The sequence below is a fragment of the Cytobacillus sp. S13-E01 genome, from assembly GCF_029193815.1.
Lineage (GTDB): Bacteria > Bacillota > Bacilli > Bacillales > Bacillaceae_L > Bacillus_BV.
On record NZ_JARFVC010000003.1, the window covers coordinates 43898 to 61410 of the forward strand.

Below are 17513 nucleotides of genomic sequence, written 5' to 3' on the forward strand. Positions count from 1 at the left end.
ATAGATTACAAGGGGGAACTATGAGTACAAATCGAGAACAGTGGTCGTCCAAGTTTGGTTTTATTATGGCTTCAGCAGGTGCTGCAATAGGTCTTGGTGCAATATGGAAATTACCTTATGTTACAGGAATGAGTGGAGGAGGCGCATTTTTTCTAATCTTCGTTGCCTTCACCATCCTAATTGGTCTACCGATGTTAATTTCAGAATTTATTATTGGTCGGGGAGCACAGAAAGAGGCAGTTACAGCTTATAAAAAATTGGCACCCAATAGTTTTTGGGCGATTACAGGTCATTTAGGGGTAATCGGTTGCTTCTTATTACTTTCTTTTTATGCAGTTGTTGGAGGCTGGGTATTAATTTATAGCCTAATGGCGATTGGTGGAAGAGTCATTCAGAGTGATGCAAGTTATCCTGACTTGTTTGGTAGTATTACTGCAACACCATATGTGACACTTCTTGGATTAGCAGTATTTTTACTCATTAACATCATTGTTATCTCAGTTGGAATTAAAAATGGAATAGAAAAAGCTAGCAAATACATGATGCCGCTACTGTTTGTATTCTTTATCATTCTTGTGATAAGGTCATTGACATTAGATGGTGCGATGGAGGGAATTAAGTTTTTCTTATATCCTGATTTCTCTAAAGTTACAGGGGAATCAGTGTTGTATGCACTTGGGCAGTCATTTTTCGCTCTTGCTGTTGGGTTCTCATGTATGGTTACATATAGTTCTTATTTAAGTAAAAAGGAAAGTATCCCGTCTGCCGCAGGTTCTATTGTACTAATGAATATTTTTGTTTCTTTACTTGCAGGACTGGCAATTTTTCCAGTTGTATTTGCATTCGGTTTTGAACCAGCAGAAGGACCAGGCCTATTGTTCATGGTCTTACCTGCAGTATTTTCACAGATTCCTTTAGGGGAGTTCTTTTTAGCGGTATTCTTACTCTTATTCTTATTTGCAACATTAACTTCATCGTTTAGCTTATTAGAAATAATTGTATCCGCTTTCACAGAAAGTGGTAAACGCTCACGAAAAAAGGTTGCATGGATTTCTGGTATCGTTGTCTTTTTTGCGGGTATTCCAGCTGCTCTTTCCTTTAGTTTACTACAAGACTTTCAGATCTTTGGCAAGACTGTATTTGATACAACAGACTTCTTAGTTAGTAACATTTTATTACCGCTAGGCTGTCTACTTATTGCTCTATTTATAACGATTAAAATGAATAAACAATTAGTAAAAGAGGAATTCACCTTAAGTAACACATTATCACCTTTTATGTTTACAACATGGAGTGTCCTTATGAAATGGGTAGTTCCAGTTACAATCATACTTGTTTTCCTTGGTACGCTAGGAATTATTTAAATAGACTTCAAGATTTAAAAATTAGATCACTTTTTAAAGTTTAAACAAGCAGAAGGTATCAACAACTGCTTGTTTTTTTATTGTTTAGGAATTTACAAAATTGTAAGGTTGTGTATAACTTCGCGGGCGCGCCTTGCGCTTTTCTTATTTTAAGAGGTACTGCTTAGAGAAAGCCATTATTGCTAATTGACAGTAGTTTGTATACGTGATATATTTATCCTGAACTAAAGATACTTTAATTAAAGATATAATTCTGGAAAGAAAAAATAATAATTTTTTCAAAAATAACATTAAAACTATTGTGAAAAAGGTACCCTATTATAAAAGAATGGGCACATTGGTGTCTTTAGGTTGGAGGAATGAAAGATGAACGGTTTAAAAGGAATACACCATGTAACAGCAATTACAAGTAGTGCAGAGAAAAACTATGAATTTTTTACGTATGTATTAGGCATGCGTTTAGTGAAAAAAACGGTAAATCAAGATGACATTCAAACCTATCACTTATTTTTCGCAGATGACACAGGCAGCGCTGGTACGGACATGACATTCTTTGATTTTCCTGGTATACCAAAAGGTGTTCATGGGACAAATGAAATTTCAAAAACATCATTTCGTGTGCCAAGTGATGCCTCATTAGATTATTGGGTAAAACGTTTTGATCGTCTTGAAGTAGAACATACAGGCATCAAAGAGCAATTTGGTACAAAAACACTATCCCTAGTTGATTTCGACGATCAACAATATCAATTAATTTCAGATGAAAACAATGAAGGTGTTGCAGCTGGTACTCCTTGGCAAAATGGTCCAATTCCATTAGAGTTTGCTATTACAGGATTAGGACCAATCTTTGTCCGTGTAGCTAATTTTGATTATTTTAAAGAAATGCTGGAAAAAGTTCTACTGTTTAAAGAAATAGGTCAAGAGGGTTCATTTCATTTATTTGAAGTGGGTGAAGGCGGTAATGGAGCACAGGTAGTTGTAGAGCATAACGACACCCTACCTCAAGGTCGACAAGGTTTTGGTACAGTTCATCATGCGGCTTTCCGTGTCGAAGATCGTTCAGTTATAGACGAGTGGAATAATCGTCTTCAAAGTTTCGGGTTCCAAACGTCTGGCTTTGTTGATCGCTTCTTTTTTGGATCATTATACTCAAGAGTTGCACCACAAATCCTATTTGAGTTCGCAACAGATGGACCAGGATTCATGGGCGATGAGCCATATGAAACACTTGGCGAGAATTTATCACTACCTCCGTTCCTAGAATCGAAACGCGAGGAAATAGAAAGATTAGTTCGACCAATTGATACGGTACGAAGCACAAAGGAATTCATTAAAGAATAACCCAAGTGCATTATGTTTTTGAGACCCACCGTAATAAAAGTTATCCCAACGCATTCTAATGAATGCGTTTTTTAATGCTAGCATTCTCGCCACATACACGCTCATAAGCCGATAGGCGGGCGCCCTGCGCTTTTCTTAAAAGATAAGAAAGCATAAAAATTTGTACCAAGTTTTAGTGTCTAGCTCCGGGCGCCATCGACTCGAGGTCATAAGCCAATCCGTCCGGAAGGTAAGAACAACCTTCCGGACGGATTGGCTTATGCTTGTCGCCGATAGGCGGGCGCCCTGCGCTTTTCTTATAGTGGATTCCGCTTGGTAAAAGCGATAATATGCTCTGCGATTTCTGCACCTTTCTCTTCTTGCAGAAAATGACCTGCTTGTTCAATGACGACTGCAGGTTCATTTATTGCTGTAGGGATGATCTTTCTGAAGAAGCGATCCCCACCACGGGTGACTGGGTCAGAATCTGAGAATGCAACAAATGCTGGTTTATCCCATTCTTTAAGAACATCCTTAGCTTTTCTCATTTGTGCAGCTCCAGGATCATCAATAGTGATTGGAACTAGAAGTGGCCAAACCTGCGCACCTGCCTTGTAGTCTGCTGTTGGAAATGGAGCATCATAGGCTGAAATAACTTCCTTAGATAGCTTATTTCCAGGAGCTAAGCTCCGGCGGATAATTTTACCTATAGGAAGATCAAGTGTATGCTCCACGTAGTTTCTCCAGTTTAGGAAGCCTTCTGTAGGGGAGGTTTCACCGGTTGGAAGCCCTGTATTTAGGATAACTAAACGAGCAAAAAGATCGGGAGTATCTGCAACAACACCTAGGCCGATAAGACCACCCCAGTCCTGTACAACAATTGTAATACGTTCAAGCTGTAGGTAGTTGATGAATTCCTTTAATGTGTTCATATGCATTTCAAAGGAATATTCTTCACGTTCTGTATATTTATCTGAACGACCAAAGCCAATAAAATCAGGCGCAATTACTCGGTGTTCTTGAGACAAGAGGGGAATCATATGACGGTATAAAAAGGACCAAGTGGGTTCCCCATGAAGACATAAAATAACTTCACCTTCGCCTTCATCAAGATAATGGACTCTTGTACCATTTATATCAACGTAATTCGGCTTAAATGGATAGTCTGGAAGATTGGTAAAACGGTCTTCCGGCGTACGAATAATAGGCATAAAGATACCTCCAAGTTTTATAGTATACTTTATTATTTCGCCTATTATTTGAATATTCCTTCTTTTGTTACGTGATTTAACTTGATAGAGTGAGTAATATTTTTCATAGGTCATGTATGCATGGTTTCGTTCAGATTATTTTTACTGTAATTAGAGTTAGAATGTTCTAAAAACATTGAAAAAGATCTATAAAAAATGTAAAGTTAATACTAACCAGACGGTATGTAATGGAAAGGGAGCAACGATCAGAAAAAACTCAGTTTTTAATGTGATACCAGTTTAAATTCAAAAAATAAAAGTGCATGAGGGAGAGAAGACAAAATGGCTGTTTACGCATTAAATTTATTTAATTTAAAAGATAAACATAGCTATGCAACTTATTCAAAAGAAGCTGACAAAGCATTATCAAGACATGGAGGCAAAGTTGTTGCAGTAGGAAATCTAGAATCAAGTCCTGTTGGAGACATTGAACCAAGACAAATTTTGTTGCTTGTAGAATGGTTATCTAAAAAATCAATTTCAGCATTTTTAAATGACCCAGAAATGGAAGAATTCCATCCGTACCGCGATAAAGGACTAGACAATTTTGTATGGCATTTATTTGATAAGCTAGAGGACATGCGGCCTGTCTTAAAGTAAAAAGAGTAAAAATTGTGGTTTTTTTAATCCTTTATTTATAAATTCAAGACATGTACCCTTCCTTTGTTTACTAGTTTTTCATATTTATAAGTAAAACTAGAAAGGAGAGTTTGTTATGTTTCCACAACGGCAGATTCCGCCACAATATAGAAGACAATTAGGTGGTCCGTTTGGAAGGCCACATTCGCCAATTCGTCCACAGGTAAGACCAAATAGACAACCAATAATCCCACCTATTGGAAGAGGTTCATCGCCAGTTCAGTCTTCGGGTGGACAAAGCGGGGATTTATTGTCATTCTTTCGAAAAGAAGACGGAAAGTTTGATTTTAAAAAGATAGGAACAACAGCCTCACAAATGAAAGGCGCATATAATCAAATCAGGCAATTTAGTCCAATGATAACTAAATTCCTTGGGCGCTAAAGGTAAGTGAAAGCCTTACAGAACCTTCCTTCCAAATACCGTCCCAGGGTTTTCCTAAAGACCTGGGACTTTTTATTTGTTTAGGAATTGATAAAATTGTAAGATTGTGTATAACTTCGTGTGTTGTCTATCTACGTCTAGCTCCAGGCGCCTAGAAACGAGGGTAAACTTCAACTCCTCCTGCAGAAGCAAAGCACGCTTCTTTCGTCGGAGTCTCCAGTTTTCTCGTTTCTACCAAGGCGCTTACGCACTTCGAACAATCCGTCCGGAAGGTTAAAGAACAAACTTCTAGCCGGCTTGTCTTATGCTTGTCGCCGATAGGTGGGCGCCTTTCGCTTTTCTTATTTAGCAGCTTTTAACTGGTTATAGAGTTGTTGGTAGGATGAAGCTTCGTTTACCATCCCTTTTTGCTGATACATTTTTGTTATTTGCCGAACAGGATCCGGATTTTGTGGTTCGCATTCCATTTCCCAGAAAAAACATTCGATTGCTTCATCAAACTGTTTAAAGTAGGCAAAATATTCACCGAGTTCCATCATTCGATCCGGATCCTCAACAATTTTCACCATATTAGAAATCTTTTGAATGACTAGTGAGTGTGGTAATAGTTGGCGTATAGGAGCAAGTTTGTCAACTATTGTTTGTAGCTTATGGTCAACAAATAATTTCTCGACAAGATCAGAAATTATTTGTTCCGATTCTTTTGATCCTTTTACTTGAACAATATGCTTAAAAAGAGGAATAAAGCTATCTAGATTAGCTTCTATTGTCTTATGATCTAATTGTAGCCACAACTCAGTCATTAAATCATCAAATGACGCCGGTAAGTCATGAATAAACGGCAACAGGCACTCAATAGCTTCTTCATAATAGCCTTCTGTTAGCATTTCTTCGATAATGCGTTTCGTGGTTGGTAAAACTTGAAACACGTTAACATCTAATCTAATTAGTATGGTCATCCACTGTGTTAATGTTATAAACGTTAATGCGTGATTCGTATACTCTTCAACAGAGTAAAGCTTTTCCTGTGAGTTCTCATTTTCCAACCATAAACATACTACTTCAAGTAAACGTTCTTCTTTTAGTAGGTTGTCCTTTAAAAATTGATAATTATTAGGTTCGAACCGATTTTTAAAGCAGTAAAACTCAACGTAAAGAGGATCTTTTTCATAAATGGAAGATAGATGAGAAGAATCGTAAAAGTCATTATATGAGCTATATTCCTGGGAGTGCAAGCGCTCAAGTGAAACTTTCAATAAAGGAGAAAATGTTGGAAGCAAGTGATTGATTTGAAAGGCCATGAGATAGTTACCGTTTCTTCTAAAGTGGAAATAAATTTTATTGATAACGTTTAGAATTTGCTCTTTGGGTAAGAAGGAATCTAGCATGGTTGCAATATACGCGACTTCCTTAAGGGAGTATTGATTTTGTAGATGGGTAAAAATTTTACCTTTGTTAGGGAGATTAATTGAATGACTTGGAACTAGGGATGAAATCAAAGGGTGGCCATTTTCAAAGGTTATCCCCTGCTTGCATGCCTGATCAATAAAGGTATCTTTTTCAATTGTTTGGAGTTGTTCTCCATAAATAAAGGATTCACGGTAAAAAACGATATAGAATCGTTCAGATGAAGTTGTCTGGGCTTCCACTACTTTTGCGTTTGCAAACAAGGTAACTCGCTTTACTTCCCCTGTATATTGCCTTTTCTTTTCTTTAATAACTACATCCACTGGATCTGTACGTTTTTTCATCTATATTACCTCCTTAGTTTCAGTAAGAGTATTTAAAAAAATTGCTTACGTTTATTCTAACATAAAAATTTGTTTAGTGATTCATACATTATTTTATAGCATTCCATTTATATAAGAGTAATGAATATGGTTCATAAAAGAATGAAAAACGGTAACCAAAACAGCAATCAGATGCCCGAAATCGCGCGAAATTAAAAAAACGGTAATCAAAACAGCAATCAGATGCCCGATATCGCGAAAAAAATAAAAAACGGTAACCAAAACAGCAATTAGATGCCCGAAATCGCGCGAAATTAAAAAAACGGTAACCAAAACAGCAATCTGATGCCCGAAATCGCGAAAAAAATAAAAAACGGTAATCAAAACAGCAATCAGATGCCCGAAATCGCGAAAAAAATAAAAAACGGTAATCAAAACAGCAATCAGATGCCCGAAATCGCGAAAAAAATAAAAAACGGTAACCAAAACAACAATCAGATGCCCGAAATCGCACATAAAATAAAAAACGGTAACCAAAACAGCGATCTGATGCCCGAAATTGCAAAAAAAAATAAAAAACGGTAACCAAAACAGCAATCAGATGCCCGAAATCGCAAAAAAAATAAAAAACGGTAACCAAAACAGCAATCAGATGCCCGAAATCGCACATAAAATAAAAAACGGTAACCAAAACAGCGATCTGATGCCCGAAATCGCACAAAAATAAGAAAACGGTAACCAAAACAGCAATCTGATGCCCACCACGCCAAATTTGATTTAATAAAATAAGAAGAACTACTATGACACGTAATTCTAAAGTTTTTGGTAAGATAGTGACGTTCCTCGGAAGCGGGCGCCTTACGCTTTTCTTTTTTTGTATAGGAAATTATAAAATTGTAAGGTTGTGTATAACTTCGAGTCTTTGTCTATCTGCGTCCAGCTCCAGGCGCCACCCGGCTCTATGGTATAAGCCTGTCTAGCTCCAGCGCCTAGAAACGAGGGGAAACTTCAACTCCTCCTACAGAAGCAAAGAACGCTTCTTTCGGCGGAGTCTCCGAAGCACACGATGTGCAAGTGTCGACAATGCCACAGGACGTGGCATTCTTGTCGACCAGTTTTCTCGTTTCTGACCAAGGCGCTTACGCATTTCGGACAATCCGTCCGGAAGGTTAAAGAACAACCTTCCAGCCGGCTTGTCTTATGCTTGTCACCGAAAGGCGGGCGCCTTACGCTTTTGTTTTTGTACTTGTCCTTTGTCTTAAAAAAACATAAACATGGGAGGAGGATTAGGCACATGATTCATTCTTGCTACCTGATCCTTCTCATCAATACAACTTGCCTTGCCTATAAAGTACTGTAGACAATTTCATAACGGAATGGATATAACAATTCTGCCTCAATGGAAACGGGTCGCTAAAAAATTTTGGAAGAATGGTGTCCATTGTTGATTGCATCTTATTATATAAGAGCTTGAATACTTCTTCCTCACTATAAAATTGGGTTTCCCGACCTTGCAGCCATTCATAGTAGGATACAATCACTCCCCCGGCGTTTGCGAGAATATCAGGAACAATGATGATACCTTTTTCACTTAAAAAATTATCAGCTTCACTTGTCACAGGAGCATTGGCGCCTTCAACAATGATGCGTGCCTTAATTTTATCCATATTTCCTTTATGGATTTGGTCCGCTAACGCAGCTAGGATGATGCAGTCGACATCTAGAAATAGTATCTCTTCCCTGTCATGGAGTTCTGCATTCACTCCTGTCTGGGCTAACTGTTCATTTGTAGTCGGTAGGTCACCATTGTTATCTAAAGTGAATTTAACTAATGCTGGGATATCTAAACCCTTTGCATTATATAATGTCACGTTTCTATCGCTTACAGCGATAACTTTATTCTGTAATTGAGAGCAATTAAATGCCTCAAGTGCCGCAACTGAGCCGACATTGCCAAAGCCTTGAACAGCAATGGTAAGCGGGCGACTTTTATAATCTAATACAGTTCTTGCAAAGATATTATCAGAGTTTGAGAGCAAGTTAGTATGCTTTTTCATGAAATCATCAATCATGTATCTAAACGTGAAATAAACCCCTTTTCCAGTCGCTGCTCCTCTGCCTAATGATCCGCCATTTACTACACTTTTACCTGTAAAACTACCCCGGTAAGGTAGACCGGGATTAATACTTTTATATTCGGACATCATCCAATCCATTTCTCGGTCGCTTGAACCAACGTCAGGTGCAGGGATATCTTTATCAGGACCCAATATATCATTAAAGTACCGAACATACTTTTTACAAATTAGATTTAATTCCTTAATAGTGTGTGTCCTAGGATTTAATACAACCCCACCTTTTCCGCCACCAAAAGGAACATCATGAAGTGCATTCTTCAAGGTCATTAATGAGGCAAGGTTAATAACCTCATCCTCATTGACTGATTCATGAAAACGAATTCCGCCCTTGTAAGGTCCAAGTGCGTTAATATGTTGAACACGAAAGGCCGGAATTCGAACAACCTGCCCATCCTCTAATGGAATTCTTAAAAATGACTTATGGACATGGTTTGGAGTAGAAAGGATTGCTCCTAACGAAGTGAACGCTTGTTCTCGCGTTTTCCCTTTTAAGTCTGGTAAAAACGTGTCATCCTCCAATAATGCATCCAATGATCGTTGAACGATCGAACTGGTTTGGTTTTCCATATAAACATAACCCCCAATTTCTAGTTGGTTCCTTAAAATTTAGTATATTGTTTATAACTGTTGATGATGACATTCCTGTAGATATTGCTTGATGTTTCTCTTTTGGTTAGTGCCTGCCCCCTGCCCCCTTAAAGTGCTAATAATGTTTAGGGTCAACCACAAAAAGTATCATTTTATTGATTTATAGTTGTGATATATAATAAGGTAAGGAGAAATGAAAATAAGAGGGAGTGCTATCACTTAGTTAATTTGATGTATCGAATAAGATTAAACTAAATGTAGGAAGGTGATTTAAGCCAATGTTAAAAGTTGGAAGAAATGATTTATGTACGTGTGGTAGTGGAGAAAAGTATAAAAAGTGCTGTGGGAAGAAAACAGTTGTGTCAATGGAACTCTTAATAGAGAAGGAACTTCATGATATCCAGCTTGATATTATTCATTTTTCAATGAAAAACTACCAAGAGGATATGGATGATTATTTGGAACAGTGTTATGAGGAATTTGATATTCCTGATGATGCGATTGAAATGTTTCGCTTTTTTGGGTACACATGGTTTATTACTTCAGTAAAGTTAGATGGTAAAACGATAATGGAAGAGTATATTGATAGGCATTTACATAAGTTTAACAGGCCAAGAATAAAGGATATTGTGCGGTTGTGGGGAAGCGCTAGGCCATCTGTTTCTACCGTTAAACATCAAGACAACCAGTATATTACAATTCAAGACCTATTTACAAAAGAGGTAAAGAAGGTAAAATCCTTCGATGAGGAACATACCGTAGAGGCTGGTGGTTTAATATTAGGGACAAGCTTACCTTCTGGCGAGACATCTGTTTTCTTTACAACATTTCTTGATTTGCCCGCTAGTGAATCAGAAGAAATGGAGAACTCAGTTTTAAAGCTATTTAAAAATAGTGAGGAAGAAAGTCCTATCGATTTTATGGCTTCATCTTTTCTTGAAGTTCTTGACCTCTTTTTGTTTGGGAAAGATGAAATATCAATTGATGATATAGAATGGATTTCTCCAAAGCATAAGGAAGTTGCGGAAAACTTTCGAGAATATGTCGAAAATGATGTTCATGAAGATACCGTTATTACATTAGGCTTTTACCTTTGGCATAATTACTGCATGAGAAGAAATCCAACAATAAAAAAATCGGCCGTATATGAAGCGGCGTTAGTCTATTTAGTTGATAGGTTGCAACCGTTTGGAGGGTTGTATACACAAAAAGAATTGGCTGAGGAATTCAATGTATCCAGCAGTAGTATTTCGTCAAAATATAAAGACTTAGAGTATGTTCTTTCCGATGAGATTGAGAATCTACAAGATGCAGTAGAGAATATTGATTTTGATTTTGAAGATATATACGGAGAAGATTTTGATGATGATGAAGACGACGTCTTAGAAAATAATAATGTGGACAACGCCTTTGTTAGTTCAAAAATTACAATGGAACGAGAGCTTCTTAATTTGGAGCGTGAAATGGATAATCGAGATTTTAACTCGATTGACGAAGTTAAAGATTTTATGAATAAACGAATAAACAACCCGAAATCATCGCAAGTTAAATTATCAAACAAGGAAAAAGCGCAGGACCTATTATTTAATGCGTATGAAACTAACGGAAATAAGCGCCAGCAGCTTGCTAAAAAAGCCTTGAAATTGTATCCAAATAGTCCAGACGCATACACTATTTTAGCTGAGGATGAAACAGACCCGGCAGAACAACAGAAGCTTTACCTACTAGGCATGGAGGCTGGCGAAAAAGAGTTAGGACAAGCATTTTTTAGCGAAAACAAAGGTCATTTTTGGGGCATCGTAAGCACACGCCCATATATGCGTGCAAAATATAATTATGGTATGCTTTTACACGATATTGGTATGCTTGAGGAAGCGATTAGACAGTATGAGGAACTTTTAGAGTTGAATCCAAACGATAATCAAGCAGTCCGCTATGAACTATTCATCGCCTACGTCGAAAATGGGATGATCCAAGAAGCGGAATCTCTCCTAAACCAATACAACGAAGAAATAACAGCGCATGGAACTTACAATAAGCTATTGGTCGAGTATTTAAAAAATGGACCCTCAAATAAGGCAAAAAAACTTTTGAAAACAGCAAAGGACAAAAATCCATATGTCATTGATTACTTGATCCGAAAAAAGAAACTTCCCGTATCAACCCCTGCTACCTATGGATTAGGAGAAGAGTCTGAAGCGATTATATATGCAGAGCAGCATCTACATGTATGGCAGGAATATGTTGAGTTGATTGATTGGTTGAAGAAAAATTAGGTTTTTGTATCAAAAAGGTGCCTGATCCCTCAGTTCATTAATGCTTTAACGCAGTGGGGGGAAGACCCTAAATGTTTATAAGGAGGGATGAACATGAAGGTTATCATTCTTGGGGGAGATGCAGCGGGAATGAGTGCTGCGATGCAAATTGTCCGGAATAGTGCTGAACATGATATTACAGTTCTTGAAAAGGGGGGAATTTATTCATATGGACAATGTGGTCTTCCCTATGTAATCAGCGGTAAAATTGAATCAACAGAAAAGCTAATTGCACGAACGCAGACTGCTTTTCAAGAGAAATACAAAATTGATGCACGAGTTTATTATGAAGTGAAAAAGGTTGATCCCGAAAATAAAGTGGTCAGTGGAATAGACCATTCAAACGGTGAACCATTCGAGTTATCGTATGACCGTCTGCTCATTGCTACAGGAGTTAATCCAGTGCTTCCAGAGTGGGGAGGTGTTAATCTATCAGGCATATTCAAATTAAAGACGATCCCAGATGCAAAGGGAATTATCGACTATCTTGAGAGAGACATCAAACATGTAACTGTTATTGGTGGTGGTTCTATCGGTCTTGAAATGGCAGAAAGTTTTGCTGAGTTAGGTATGAATGTAACCATTATTGAGAGAAATGAGCAATTAGCGAAAATCTTTGATAAAGATATGTCAGAGCTTATAAATGAGGAATCATTGAAGCAGCACATTACTCTTAAAATGGAAGAATCTGTTGAAGCATTTAAAGGTACTGATCATGTTGAGTATGTAAAAACCGATAAAGGTGAATACAAAACAGACCTTGTACTTATAGCGGTTGGTGTTAGACCTAATGTCTCATTTATAGAAGGTACTGGAATGAAGACAAGTGTGAATGGTGCAATCCAAGTAAATGCCTATATGCAAACAAGTATTGACGATATTTATGCAGCCGGTGATTGCGCGACTCACTATCATCGTATAAAAGAGAAGGATGATCATATTCCTTTAGGTACCCATGCAAACAAGCAAGGTCAAATCGCCGGCTTAAACATTGTGAATAAACACCAGACATTTAAAGGTGTGGTAGGAACCTCAATTATAAAATTTTTTGATTTAACACTTGGACGGACTGGTATTACAGAGAAAGAAGCAAGGATACTGAATATACCGTATCAATCAGTGACAATTAAAGCTTCTGATATTGCGGGTTACTATCCGAATGAAAAGAAAATGACTGTTAAACTGGTTTATCACAAAGTGACACACAGGATACTTGGCGGACAGATTATTGGAGAAAAAGGTGTAGATAAACGGATTGATGTCCTGGCAACAGCATTGTTTAATTCAATGACAACCGACCAATTGTTAGAGTTAGATTTAGCGTATGCACCACCATATAATGGTGTATGGGATCCAATACAGCAGGCGGCGAGAAAAGTGAAATAGGCTGTTGGTAAATGAACTATTTTGTATAGAGTGATAGTAAAGCAAAACACACCTAATGAGGAAATTCGTTGGGTGTGTTTTTGATTATAAATAATTTAAGTGTAATCCTGATATAAGTAATCATAGATGTTCGATGTTTTTAGGATATTTGGAGTAATCCCTTGTATCTTAGAGGATAGGGCAGTACTTATAAGCATTCGTAAGGTAAACGTCCTCTATCAATAATAAACTGGAAATGAGAGGAAATATCCAGATATATGCGAATTGTCTAAATATATTAAATCATTATATAATAATATTCATCGTAGAATTATTCATTCATCATAAAATTTTCAGTTATATGTTGAATATCACTTACTAGTAGGTGTGACCATGGAAGAGTTACTGGAAGATTATCAATCGTTTTTAAAGGAACAAAAGAAGGAAGAAAGTACAATAAAAATGTATGTCCATGAGACTAAACAGTTTTATTCTTGGCTTCAATCAATGCAAAAGGATTTGAACCAACTTCATCAAGAGGATTTTGTTAGATACCGAGATCTGCTAATGAATAGAGGGATGAAGGTTGCTACAATTAATAAATCCCTCTCTACTTTAAGGTCCTTTTTCAAATGGGCAAATTGCAATGAGTATATACAAACCACTTTTCCTGAACAAATCCGTCTCCATGAGGATAAAAAGAACACTCACCCGAAATGGCTTTCTCATGATGAAGAAGTACAACTTCAACATATTGCATCCTTAGAAAAGAATTCATTTAAAAAAGCACGGAACGAAGCGCTCATTTATGTAATGTTATATGCTGGTTTACGAATTGAAGAGGTTTCACAATTAAAGCTATGCTCTCTAACTGAAAATGATCTTCTTGTTTTTGATGAAGAAATCTTATCAAGGAAAGTACCTGTATTTTCTAATGTAAGGAATGTACTTTCTACATGGATTGAATTTAGGAGTAAATTGAACAAACAGGTATATATGGACAGTCCATTTTTATTTGTAACAGAACGCTCTGGAAGAATGCAACCGCGTTCGATCCAATTTGTAGTTGAGGGCTACAGTGAAAAGCTAGGGTTTACTGTTAATTGTCAGCTCTTAAGAAATACATATTGTCGAAGGTTGGTTAAGGAAGGTAAAACAGTAGAGCAAGTTAAGATTTATGCAGGTCATAAATCGATCATTACTAGTTATAAGTATTTCTTGTAATTATATTAAAAAACGGAGGGTTTTATATGAGAAAAGTTATATCGATGTTGTTAGCTATAGGATTAGTTCTTAGTCTGGCAGCCTGTGGTGGAGGAAACGGTACTGAATCTGGGAAAATCGTTATTTCAGGTAAAAAATACACAGAGCAAGTAATCCTGACCAATATTATGGCGGAGTATTTAAAGGCTAAAACAGATTTAGAAGTTGAAGTGGAAGAAGCACTTGGAGGGGTATTCGTATTACAAGAAGCCATGAAAAAGGGCGATATCGACATGTACGTTGAGTATACGGGTACCGGCTACCTAAATGTCCTTAAAAATGAATATACACCAGGGCAAAGCCCAGATGAAATTTTTGAAGCAACAAAAAAAGGATATGCAGAAGAATTTAATGTCGCATGGTTAGAACCACTAGGATTTAACAACACATATGCATTAGCGCTAAGAAGTGAACTTGCAAAAGAGCTAGGAACCAAAACTTATACAGATCTTGTAGCAAATGCCTCTGATTTATCGTTTGGTGCAGATCCGGAATTTTTCGAAAGAACCGATGGCTATGATGCTCTTGCCAAGGAGTATGGATTTGAATTTGGAGATAAAAAGAACATTGATCCTGATTTACAATATACTGCTGCAAAAGATGGGCAAATTGATATCATCACAGCCTTTTCAACAGATGCAAGAATAGCGCAATATGGCCTAGTAGTTTTAGAAGATGATAAAAATTTCTTCCCACCCTACTATGCAGCACCGATTATTCGCAAAGAGGTACTTGATGCTAATCCAGGACTAGCAGATACCATTAATGAACTTTCTAATATATTATCTGATGCTCGGATGATCGAACTAAATGCCAAAGTAAACATTGATAAAATGCAACCTAAAGAAGTAGCTATTGAATTTTTAAAAGCAGAAGGATTAATTGATTAACTTGCGTGAGCGCTAGTTTTGAGCTGTGTAACTTTCATAGTTTCACAGCTTCTTTTTACCATACTACATTTAACACCTAAGTGTTGCAAGGCAGTCTGCGATTACCGGCGCCCTGCGCTTTTCTTATAAACTAATAGCAAGGAGAATATCATGATTAAATTTGAAAATGTGAGCAAGAAATATCAGGATGGTTTTGTAGCGTTAAAAAACATAAATTTAGAAATCAATAAAGGGGAACTTGTTACTCTTATTGGCCCAAGTGGATGCGGAAAAACGACCACTATGAGAATGATAAACCGGTTGTCAGGGCCTTCGTCAGGTAAAATTTATATTGATGGTCAAGATATATCAGGAATTGAACCTGTTGAATTAAGGAGAAATATCGGGTATGTCATCCAGCAAATTGGCCTTTTCCCACATATGACGATTGAACAGAACATAGCACTCGTACCAAGGTTAAAAAAATGGGATCCAATCAAATACGCAAAGCGTGTTGATGAGTTGTTAGATTTGGTTGGGTTAGATCCTGCTACATTCAAACATCGTTTTCCTTCTGAGTTAAGTGGAGGGCAACAGCAAAGAGTGGGTGTTATTCGTGCACTTGCTGCTGAACCAGATATTATTTTAATGGATGAGCCTTTTAGTGCACTAGATCCAATTAGTAGAGAACAACTACAAGATGATATTGTTAGTTTACAAGAGGAAATACAAAAAACAATTGTTTTTGTAACTCATGATATGGATGAAGCAATTAAAATTGCAAACCGGATTGCCATAATGAAGGATGGAGAGATTATTCAGCTTGATACACCAGATAAGATTCTTAGAAGACCAGCTAATGAATTTGTTAAAGGCTTTATCGGTGAAGATCGCCTCAATCAAAATACTCCTGACATACCATTTGCTACAGATCTTATGCACAAGCAAGTCATTACCTCATCACCAAAGCGTGGACTAGCAGAAGCCTTTCGATTAATGAAGGAAAAAAGAGTCGATAGCTTATTTATTACTGATAAATCTAAGGAATTTCTCGGTGCTGTTACCATTAAGAATGTAGATGAGAACTATAACAATGAAGACATGACTGTTTCTGATATTATGCAAACTAATATCAAGATTTTAACAGCTGATTCTGTTGTAACAGATGTTGCAGGTATTTTTCATGGAAGTGATATTGGTGCAATTCCTGTCCTTGAAAATAATAAACTTGTAGGAGTTGTTACTCGTTCAAGCATGATGCGTGGATTAGCTGATTGGAAACATAATACAGGGGGAAATGAATAATGGAACTATTAAATACATTTATTAGTCGAAAAGAAGACATTTGGATTGCCTTTTTGGAGCATATCTTCTTAGCGGGAATTGCGATGATACTTGCAATAGCGATTGCTGTACCGCTAGGAATTATTCTTACAAGAAACAAAAAAATTGCAGAATCAGTCATCGGTGTAGCTGCAATTATTCAAACTGTACCCAGTTTAGCGTTGCTGGGATTTATGCTTCCGATCTTTGGAATTGGTAAAGGTCCTGCAATAATTGCTTTGACACTCTACGCGCTTCTGCCAATTTTAAGAAATACATACACAGGGATTATTGGTGTTGATCCATCACTTGTTGATGCAGGAAAGGGTATGGGGATGACATCTCGTCAGATTTTATTTATGGTTGAGCTTCCACTTACCCTCCCGATTCTAATGGCAGGAATACGTACTGCCACAGTTTTAACAATAGGGGTAGCCGCTCTAGCAACATTTATTGGAGCAGGTGGTCTAGGTGATCTAATTACTAGAGGACTCAATGTAATGGATAAAAACCTTATTTTAGCAGGTGCAATTCCTGCTGCGATTCTAGCAATTGTATTTGATATTGGATTAAAGAAGCTTGAAAATAAAGTAACTCCAAAAGGATTAAGATCTTAATTATATTTACCTCCCCCACGAGTTAGGGAGGTTTTTTTAATACCTATTTATAGTGTCTAGCTCCGGGTGCCATCGGGCTCTATGGTATAAGCCTGTCTAGCTCCAGCGCCTAGAAACGAGGGGAAACTTCAACTCCTCTTACAGAAGCAAAGAACGCTTCTTTCGGCGAAGTCACAAGTTTTCTTGTTTCTGACCAAGGCACTTACGCATTTCGGGCAATCCGTCTGGAAGGTCAAAGAACAACCTTCTAGCTTGTTAAAATGGCCAACATAAAGTGGGAAATGGGACTAGCGAGATATTTATCACTTTCAACAGTTGTGGATTGTGGTATGATTTTTATGTTTAAA

The 17513-nt window shown here is 37.3% G+C and carries 15 protein-coding genes; 12 read left to right on the plus strand and 3 right to left on the minus strand.

The genetic code is table 11. The features are described from left to right. The first annotated feature begins 20 nt into the window (after positions 1-20). Positions 21-1364 (plus strand): sodium-dependent transporter, encoded by a 1344-nt coding sequence (locus PY093_RS03625; protein ID WP_275644514.1) that lies wholly within the window; start codon positions 21-23, stop codon positions 1362-1364. A gap of 366 nt (positions 1365-1730) precedes the next feature. Next, positions 1731-2708 carry a ring-cleaving dioxygenase gene (locus PY093_RS03630; protein ID WP_275644515.1) on the plus strand — a complete coding sequence of 326 codons (978 nt, stop codon included), beginning with the start codon at positions 1731-1733 and terminating at the stop codon, positions 2706-2708. A gap of 296 nt (positions 2709-3004) precedes the next feature. On the opposite strand, the gene PY093_RS03635 is transcribed toward PY093_RS03630, so the two are convergent. After that, on the minus strand, positions 3005-3898 hold the full coding sequence (locus PY093_RS03635; RefSeq protein ID WP_275644516.1) for a haloalkane dehalogenase: 894 nt from the start codon (positions 3896-3898) through the stop codon (positions 3005-3007). Between the two features lie 321 nt (positions 3899-4219). On the opposite strand from PY093_RS03635, the gene PY093_RS03640 reads away from it, so the two are divergent. Both PY093_RS03640 and PY093_RS03645 read left to right on the plus strand, forming a co-directional pair. After that, positions 4220-4537, plus strand: a complete 318-nt coding sequence (locus PY093_RS03640; protein ID WP_275644517.1) for a DUF1330 domain-containing protein — start codon at positions 4220-4222, stop codon at positions 4535-4537. A gap of 115 nt (positions 4538-4652) precedes the next feature. Next, entirely contained in the window at positions 4653-4958 is a 306-nt protein-coding gene (locus tag PY093_RS03645; protein WP_275644518.1) for a YppG family protein, read from the plus strand. A 341-nt stretch (positions 4959-5299) separates the two neighbouring features. Here the strand turns inward: PY093_RS03645 and PY093_RS03650 are convergent, their stop codons facing one another. Beyond that, the gene (locus tag PY093_RS03650) at positions 5300-6709 is read right to left on the minus strand and encodes a hypothetical protein (RefSeq protein WP_275644519.1); all 1410 of its coding nucleotides are present in this window, start codon (positions 6707-6709) and stop codon (positions 5300-5302) included. A 324-nt stretch (positions 6710-7033) separates the two neighbouring features. Here PY093_RS03650 and PY093_RS03655 point away from each other — a divergent pair, with 324 nt between their 5' ends. Together PY093_RS03655 and PY093_RS03660 are read left to right on the plus strand one after the other, a co-directional pair. After that, positions 7034-7273, plus strand: a complete 240-nt coding sequence (locus tag PY093_RS03655) for a hypothetical protein (RefSeq protein ID WP_275644520.1) — start codon at positions 7034-7036, stop codon at positions 7271-7273. After that, positions 7248-7415 carry a hypothetical protein gene (locus PY093_RS03660; RefSeq protein ID WP_275644521.1) on the plus strand — a complete coding sequence of 56 codons (168 nt, stop codon included), beginning with the start codon at positions 7248-7250 and terminating at the stop codon, positions 7413-7415. Before PY093_RS03655 ends, PY093_RS03660 begins: the two co-directional genes overlap by 26 nt. Positions 7416-8013: 598 nt before the next feature. Here PY093_RS03660 and PY093_RS03665 read toward each other — a convergent pair. Then, positions 8014-9393, minus strand: a complete 1380-nt coding sequence (locus PY093_RS03665) for a Glu/Leu/Phe/Val family dehydrogenase (RefSeq protein WP_275644522.1) — start codon at positions 9391-9393, stop codon at positions 8014-8016. Between the two features lie 299 nt (positions 9394-9692). Between PY093_RS03665 and PY093_RS03670 the strand changes: the two genes are divergently transcribed. The 6 genes from PY093_RS03670 (at position 9693) to PY093_RS03695 (ending at position 17166) form a co-directional block, all read left to right on the plus strand. Further along, positions 9693-11690, plus strand: a complete 1998-nt coding sequence (locus PY093_RS03670) for a tetratricopeptide repeat protein (RefSeq protein WP_275644523.1) — start codon at positions 9693-9695, stop codon at positions 11688-11690. A gap of 93 nt (positions 11691-11783) precedes the next feature. Continuing rightward, the gene (locus PY093_RS03675; protein WP_275644524.1) at positions 11784-13115 is read left to right on the plus strand and encodes an FAD-dependent oxidoreductase; all 1332 of its coding nucleotides are present in this window, start codon (positions 11784-11786) and stop codon (positions 13113-13115) included. A 372-nt stretch (positions 13116-13487) separates the two neighbouring features. Then, on the plus strand, positions 13488-14318 hold the full coding sequence (locus PY093_RS03680; RefSeq protein WP_275644525.1) for a tyrosine-type recombinase/integrase: 831 nt from the start codon (positions 13488-13490) through the stop codon (positions 14316-14318). 26 nt (positions 14319-14344) lie between these two features. Further along, positions 14345-15247 (plus strand): glycine betaine ABC transporter substrate-binding protein, encoded by a 903-nt coding sequence (locus PY093_RS03685; protein ID WP_275644526.1) that lies wholly within the window; start codon positions 14345-14347, stop codon positions 15245-15247. A 150-nt stretch (positions 15248-15397) separates the two neighbouring features. Next, complete coding sequence (locus PY093_RS03690; protein ID WP_275644527.1) at positions 15398-16531, plus strand: ABC transporter ATP-binding protein; 1134 nt, start codon at positions 15398-15400, stop codon at positions 16529-16531. After that, the gene (locus PY093_RS03695; RefSeq protein WP_275644528.1) at positions 16531-17166 is read left to right on the plus strand and encodes an ABC transporter permease; all 636 of its coding nucleotides are present in this window, start codon (positions 16531-16533) and stop codon (positions 17164-17166) included. Before PY093_RS03690 ends, PY093_RS03695 begins: the two co-directional genes overlap by 1 nt. The last annotated feature ends 347 nt before the right edge of the window (positions 17167-17513 follow it).